Below are 6,467 nucleotides of genomic sequence, written 5' to 3' on the forward strand. Positions count from 1 at the left end.
ATTAAGCCCGGAATCACTTAAAAATTTATTAATTTTAAAACTACTAAAATGAACGGACTAAAAAAAATATTAGGCGTACTCTGGATCGCCATTGCATTAGTTGTAGGATATTTCGGAATTACAGTAAACTTTCAGGATAACTTCCATTAATATAACTCACAAAATCATTATCAATTACTGCTTTTGAACCAGCTTTTGGAACTGAATCATTATATTTAAAGTAAAGAGTATCATTCTTAAACTCATAATTTCCTATGTAGACATCTTTATCTCTCATCATCCCTTGAGAAATAAATTCAAAACTTTCATCATCATACATTTTCAGATAAACCCAACCTAAGAGAGCTTCCCTGTCTGCTAAAAGCAATTCTTTCCTTTCATTTTTACAACTTGTAACTATTAATAAAAGATATATAAATGAAAATTTTAATTTCATAACTTTTAGTTTAATGGTTAAACAAATATAAATTAAAAACCACCCCCAAAAGAAAGCAGTTTTAAAATTTATTTAAAATATCGCAGGATATTTCTAAAAATTTTTGAATATCCGTTAAACAACCTATCACTATGCACTGATATGAAAATCAATTATTTATAACAGGCACTTCGACAAGCTCAGTGTGACACCTCTAATACTAAACGCTTGATTTCTTGCAATGTCAAGCTGAGCCTGTCGAAGCTTTAGGTTAATAAACGGACAATCAAAAAAATTTACTTTTTTAAAGTCAACATATTAGCAAAAGGCGTAATTTTCTTATTTTCAATAATCTTCAAACCAGCTTCAGAAATAGCTCTCTTCCATTGCTTTTGACTTAAAAAATGAAAAGCTCCGATGTTAAAGAAAAGAAAATTTGTCAGATCTCTAAATTGTTCTGAAACAATGATTACGCCATCATCTTTTAAAATTCTCTTCGCTTCTTTGAAAAATAAAACTCTTTGATCGTGATCTAAAATTTCGTGAAGTGCAGTTATAGCAAGAATTACATCCTGAGATTCATTTTCAAAAGGAAGATGATCCGGTTTGATTTTTATTTCCTTCGGATTGGGTGGAAATACTTTCTTTGAAGTTTCTATTCCTTTTTCCTGTTCGTGACGATTTCCAAAAATATCACAAACCGTTAAATTCAAATCCGGATATTTTTCTTCCAATCGTTTTGACAAAGGATCAAAGCTTGCGTGAACTAAAATTGCATTTTCTGTTTTATTCCAATCTACAATCCCTTTTAACTTCTTTAATTCGTACAAATCTGAATGATCATATAAAATGTAAGAAGCGAGAAGTGATGCAAAAATATTTATTATGATAAGTGCGCTTAATATTCTTAATATTAAAATAACCGGAGTTGAATTAATCCAAAATGATAATGCACAAAGAAGAATCGAAACAATAAACCCAAGTACTATTTTTTGATAATTAAAGAGAATGACAAGTTTTGTAATTTTCATAAATAGGCTTTAAAATCTAATTTACAAATTCCTAACAAAAAAACCGCTCTCCAAAAAGAAAGCGGTTTCAAAATTATCTAAAATCTCAATTAAAATATCGCAGGATATTTCTGAGGATTTGTTTCGTTAAACATTGCATAGATTTTTTCAACCATATCATCCGCAGAAGGCTTGCTGAAATAATCTCCGTCACTTGCGTAAGCGGGTCTGTGATCGTTTGCAGAAATTGTCAACGGATCAGAATCTAAGAATCTGAACGCTTTTTGTTTTTCTAAAATCTGCTGAAGAATAAATGCTGAAGTTCCGCCTTCCACATCTTCGTCGATTACGACCAATCGGCTTGTTTTCTTTACAGATTCTGCAATTTCATGTGTTAAATCGAAAGGAATTAATGACTGAACATCAATTACTTCCGCAGAAATTCCCAATTTTTCAAGTTCTTCAGCTGCTTCCATTACAATTCTCCATGTAGAACCGTAAGTAACCAAAGTAACATCTTTTCCTTCTTTTGTTACCTCGATTTTTCCGACAGGAACAGTGAACTCACCTAAATTATCAGGCTGCTTTTCTTTCAATCTGTACCCATTTAAACATTCAACGATTACAGCCGGATCATCGCTCTGAAGCATGGTGTTGTAGAATCCGGCAGCCTTGGTTAAGTTTCTCGGAACCAATACTAGAATTCCTTTTGAAAGATTAAGAATTCCCGCCATCGGAGAACCTGAATGCCAAACTCCTTCCAGTCTGTGACCTCTCGTTCTGATAATAACCGGAGATTTCTGCCCTCCTTTTGTTCTGTACTGAACGGTTGCCAGATCATCGCTCATTCCCTGTAAACAGTACAGAATATAATCAAGATATTGGATTTCGGCAATTGGTCTTAAACCTCTCATTGCCATTCCGATTCCCTGTCCTAGAATGGTTGCTTCACGGATTCCGGTATCGGCAATACGAACATCACCGTATTTTTCCTGCATTCCTTCAAGACCCTGATTTACGTCACCGATATTTCCGGCATCTTCACCAAAAACTAAAGTTTCAGGATATTTTTCGAATATTTTATCGAAATTGTTTCTTACCACTACTCTTCCGTCCACATCTTCAGAAGCGTCGGAATAAATGGGCTTAATTTCCTTTACGTTTTCCGCTTTCCACTTAGACTGAGAATATAAATGAGAAGAATAATTGTCTTTTTCAACCTCAAAAATCTCGTTGTATTTCTGCATCAGTTGGTTTCTTTCCGCAGAATTTGCTCCTCTTGTCGCCAGTAAAGATTTTCTTACCAAATGGAAAACGTCTTTCTTCGCTTTTGAAACCAGTTTATTGAACTGGCTGATATAATTTTCAATTTCAGCATTCTGACCTTTAAGATTTTCAACCAAAGGTAAAACGGAACCGATTAAATCTGTAATTGTTTTCTGGTAATTTTCCCAAGCCTGTTTCTGACCTGTTTTTACCGTTTTTTTAGCTTCATTATCAATAGCATCCAGTTCTTCTGCTGTTGCCAGAACTTCTTCTTTTCCTTCAATTTCGATGGAATAATTCAAAATCCATTCTCTGAATTTTACCAAGCCGTCAAACTGAGATTCCCAAGCCAGACGCTCTTCATTTTTATATCTTTCGTGAGATCCTGAAGTGGAGTGACCTTGAGGTTGTGTAACTTCAATCACGTGAACCACTACCGGAACACTTTCTACTCTTGCAAACTGTTCTGCTCTTGCATAAGCATCCAAAAGCGCAGGATAATCCCAAGCTTTCACCTGAATAATCTCACATCCCTGGTTTTCTCCTTCTTTTCTCTGGAAACCGCTCAGCATTTCAGCAATATCGGCTTTTGCTCTCTGGTTTTTCGTAGGAACAGAAATTCCGTACCCGTCGTCCCAGATCGAAACTACCATTGGAACCTGAAGCGCACAGGCTGCATTCAGAGTTTCCCAGAAATGTCCTTCCGCTGTAGAAGCATCCCCGATTGTTCCGAAAGCAATCTCGTTTCCTTCTCTGGAAAACTTTTCAGAGCCTTCGAATTTTACGGTTTTATAAATTTTAGAAGCCTGAGCCAACCCTAATAATCTAGGCATTTGTCCTGCAGTAGGAGAAATGTCGGAAGAGATATTTTTCTGAGCCGTTAAGTCTTTCCAGCTTCCGTCTTCATTTAAACTTCTTGTCGCAAAGTGACCGTTCATCTGTCTTCCGGCTGAAGCAGGCTCTCTTTCCACGCTAGTATCTGCATACAATTGTGCAAAAAAACTTTCAACAGTCAACGCATTTACAGCCAATGCAAAGGTCTGATCTCTGTAATATCCCGAACGGAAGTCTCCATCTCTGAAAACTTTCGCCATTGCAAGCTGAGGAAGCTCTTTTCCATCCCCAAAAATACCAAACTTAGCTTTTCCCGTAAGAACTTCTCTTCTTCCCAAGTAGGACATTTCACGAGAAATCCTTCCTAATTTATAATCTTCAAGTATCTGATTTTTAAAATCTTGAAAGGAAATTTGCTGTGTTTCAATATAGGTTGTCTGCATAGCCAAATATTAAATATTTTTATTTTGAAGTATTTTGCTAATATACACTTTTTAAATTAATTTTAATTTTTAATAATCTTTTTTAAAAATTTGATAATAAAATAAATTGTGTTTATCTTGGAATAAATTTGTAAATGATGGAGAAAAAATCGTCTCATATCCTTAATGCATCGAGTAATCTTCTGGGGTTTTCTCTGGTAATCATCACATCATTAAAGATATCAAAAATCAGCCACAGTACGCATTTGGACGAGTTCGCCGGAGTTGCCTGTCTGTTTTTTGCCTTCAGCTGCTTTTTTTCTTTTCTGGCTATAAGATCGAAACATGAAAGACGTTCTTTCAGATTTGAAACTATTGCGGATTATTTATTTTTAATCGCTTTATTTTGCATTGTTCTGGCTGTAATTATTGTGACAGTGAAAATAATTTAACTTTAAATAAAATAATTAATATTCAATTATATTTAAATTATCATCAATAATAAAAAGATAAAACCAAATAAAATATATAAATTAAAAATTATCAATAATTTATTTAATATTTCAGCTTAAAATTCACAAATAACACGGCATACATTTTGACGATCTTGAAAAAAATTCACAAATTTAAAAGGATCATGAAAAAATCATTATTTCAGTCAGTTGGCTTATTCTTATTCTGTGCCCTTTCCGGAACAACATTCGCACAAGTAGGCATAAATACGGGTAATCCTCAAGCCACCTTTCATGTAGACGGCGCCAGAGATAATGCAGCCACGGGAACACCGACTGCTGCACAGCAATCTAACGACGTAGCCGTTACTTCATCTGGAAATTTAGGTATCGGAACTGTTGCTCCCACAGAAAAATTAGATATTGTAACAGGTAATGCGAGAATTCGCAACATCAATTCAAACATTGGCATTGGAGGAACAGACAGGGTGGTTGTTGCAGATGCAAACGGTGTTTTAAAAACCATAAATTTCAATGCGTACTCGTTATTTCACGCAAGGCTAACCGCTAATCAGAACGCCAATTCCTCTATTACAACTTTATTATTTGGTACTCCTCTATCAACTTCCCCTTATTATTCTTACAACACAACTACAGGAGTTTTAACATTCAATCAGGCAGGAAATTATCTGATTACTTTACAGGCAAGTTTTGTAAATGCTCCTGCAGGAACTCAATTGCTGATTGGAATAAGACCGGTTCCGGATGCTGATTATTTAGGACGAGGCAGTCATTATAATGCAGTGGCAACTTCCGGTTCAGTGGGTGAACTTATGAATTATACAACACTGCTTGTGATTCCAACTGCGGGTTATCAGGTACGTTTTACAGCAGCTCCGAATCAGAACTGTACTGTTTTAGCGACAGAAACGGGAAGTACGGGAAGCGGAAATGTAACAAGCGTAACAATTCAGAAGATTTAATCTGCGTCTCAATAAAATATAATAAGCCGGATTTTCCGGCTTATTATATTTTATTTAAAATTTTCTTTCAATTACGTAATCAAGCATAATCCGCAATGATTTTTTTGCTTCAGAATCGGGAAATTCGTTCAGAATATCAATTGCTTTTTGCTGAAAGTCTTTCATTACGGTAATCGCATACTCCAGACCTCCGGAACTTTTAACAAAATTAATCAGCTCTTTTACGCGTTTCTGATCGTTATTGTAACGTTTAATGGTATTGAAATAGTATTTGCGGTCTTTCTCGTTTGCTGTTTTCAAAGTATGGATCAGTGGCAGCGTCATTTTCTGCTCTTTGATATCAATTCCTACAGGTTTTCCGATGACGTTTGAAGTTAAATAATCAAAAAGGTCGTCTTTGATCTGGAAAGCCATTCCGGTATAGGTTCCGAAATCCATCATTTTTTTAGCCAGAACTTCGTCTGCATTATTCGACAAGACGCCGATTTCGCAACACGCAGCAATTAAAGTAGCTGTTTTCTGACGGATAATTTCATAATATACATCTTCCGTAATATCCAGTTTTCTGGCTTTTTCCAGCTGAAGAAGTTCACCTTCAGACATTTCGCGGATGGTTCTTGAAATAACGCCTAATAAATCGTAGTCTTTATGATCTGTGGATAATAAAACAGATTTGGATAAAAGATAATCTCCCACCAAAACAGCAATCTTATTTTTCCACAACGCATTAATTGAAAAGAAATTGCGACGTTTAAAACTTTCATCCACCACATCATCATGAACCAGAGTTGCGGTGTGAATCAGCTCGATCATGGAGGCTCCGCGATATGTTTTTTCGTTGACATCGCCGACTAATTTTGCACAGAGAAAGACAAACATCGGACGCATCTGCTTTCCTTTTGTGGTAACGATAAAACGAGTGACTTTATCTAGTAAAGGTACTTTGCTCTGCATGGATTCATAAAACTTCTGCTCGAAAAGTTTCATTTCCTCATTGATCGGTCGCTTGATTTCTTCAACGGTGTTCGCCACAATCTTTGAATAAGAGATAAATTATTAATTCCCACAAAGATAATTTTTTTCGG

At 35.5% G+C, this 6,467-nt stretch carries 7 protein-coding genes; 3 read left to right on the forward strand and 4 right to left on the reverse strand.

The annotated features are described in order from the left end of the window. The first annotated feature begins 48 nt into the window (after nucleotides 1-48). The gene (locus WFK35_RS23305; RefSeq protein WP_442892088.1) at nucleotides 49-150 is read left to right on the forward strand and encodes a DUF6814 family protein; all 102 of its coding nucleotides are present in this window, start codon (nucleotides 49-51) and stop codon (nucleotides 148-150) included. On the opposite strand, the gene WFK35_RS19315 is transcribed toward WFK35_RS23305, so the two are convergent. The 3 genes from WFK35_RS19315 to WFK35_RS19325 form a co-directional block, all read right to left on the reverse strand. After that, nucleotides 119-436 carry a hypothetical protein gene (locus WFK35_RS19315; RefSeq protein ID WP_336733988.1) on the reverse strand — a complete coding sequence of 106 codons (318 nt, stop codon included), beginning with the start codon at nucleotides 434-436 and terminating at the stop codon, nucleotides 119-121. The two genes, WFK35_RS23305 and WFK35_RS19315, sit on opposite strands and share 32 nt — an antisense overlap. A 275-nt stretch (nucleotides 437-711) precedes the next feature. Continuing rightward, on the reverse strand, nucleotides 712-1,446 hold the full coding sequence (locus WFK35_RS19320) for a class I SAM-dependent methyltransferase (RefSeq protein ID WP_336733990.1): 735 nt from the start codon (nucleotides 1,444-1,446) through the stop codon (nucleotides 712-714). Nucleotides 1,447-1,535: 89 nt separating this feature from the next. Further along, nucleotides 1,536-3,968, reverse strand: a complete 2,433-nt coding sequence (locus WFK35_RS19325) for an alpha-ketoacid dehydrogenase subunit alpha/beta (RefSeq protein ID WP_336733995.1) — start codon at nucleotides 3,966-3,968, stop codon at nucleotides 1,536-1,538. Between the two features lie 134 nt (nucleotides 3,969-4,102). Here WFK35_RS19325 and WFK35_RS19330 point away from each other — a divergent pair, with 134 nt between their 5' ends. Both WFK35_RS19330 and WFK35_RS19335 read left to right on the forward strand, forming a co-directional pair. Beyond that, complete coding sequence (locus WFK35_RS19330) at nucleotides 4,103-4,399, forward strand: hypothetical protein (RefSeq protein WP_228427557.1); 297 nt, start codon at nucleotides 4,103-4,105, stop codon at nucleotides 4,397-4,399. A 185-nt stretch (nucleotides 4,400-4,584) separates the two neighbouring features. Continuing rightward, entirely contained in the window at nucleotides 4,585-5,382 is a 798-nt protein-coding gene (locus WFK35_RS19335; protein ID WP_336733992.1) for a hypothetical protein, read from the forward strand. Nucleotides 5,383-5,436: 54 nt separating this feature from the next. Here the strand turns inward: WFK35_RS19335 and WFK35_RS19340 are convergent, their stop codons facing one another. Then, nucleotides 5,437-6,414 (reverse strand): polyprenyl synthetase family protein, encoded by a 978-nt coding sequence (locus tag WFK35_RS19340; RefSeq protein ID WP_271161704.1) that lies wholly within the window; start codon nucleotides 6,412-6,414, stop codon nucleotides 5,437-5,439. Between the last annotated feature and the right edge of the window lie 53 nt (nucleotides 6,415-6,467).

It is taken from the genome of Chryseobacterium sp. VD8 (assembly GCF_037149975.1).
Lineage (GTDB): Bacteria > Bacteroidota > Bacteroidia > Flavobacteriales > Weeksellaceae > Chryseobacterium > Chryseobacterium indicum.

Bases quoted from the DNA above. Each gene is read 5' to 3' on its own strand.
- WFK35_RS23305 (WP_442892088.1), top strand. From the start codon at position 49: ATGAACGGACTAAAAAAAATATTAGGCGTACTCTGGATCGCCATTGCA.
- WFK35_RS19315 (WP_336733988.1), bottom strand. From the start codon at position 436: ATGAAATTAAAATTTTCATTTATATATCTTTTATTAATAGTTACAAGT.
- WFK35_RS19320 (WP_336733990.1), bottom strand. From the start codon at position 1,446: ATGAAAATTACAAAACTTGTCATTCTCTTTAATTATCAAAAAATAGTA.
- WFK35_RS19325 (WP_336733995.1), bottom strand. From the start codon at position 3,968: ATGCAGACAACCTATATTGAAACACAGCAAATTTCCTTTCAAGATTTT.
- WFK35_RS19330 (WP_228427557.1), top strand. From the start codon at position 4,103: ATGATGGAGAAAAAATCGTCTCATATCCTTAATGCATCGAGTAATCTT.
- WFK35_RS19335 (WP_336733992.1), top strand. From the start codon at position 4,585: ATGAAAAAATCATTATTTCAGTCAGTTGGCTTATTCTTATTCTGTGCC.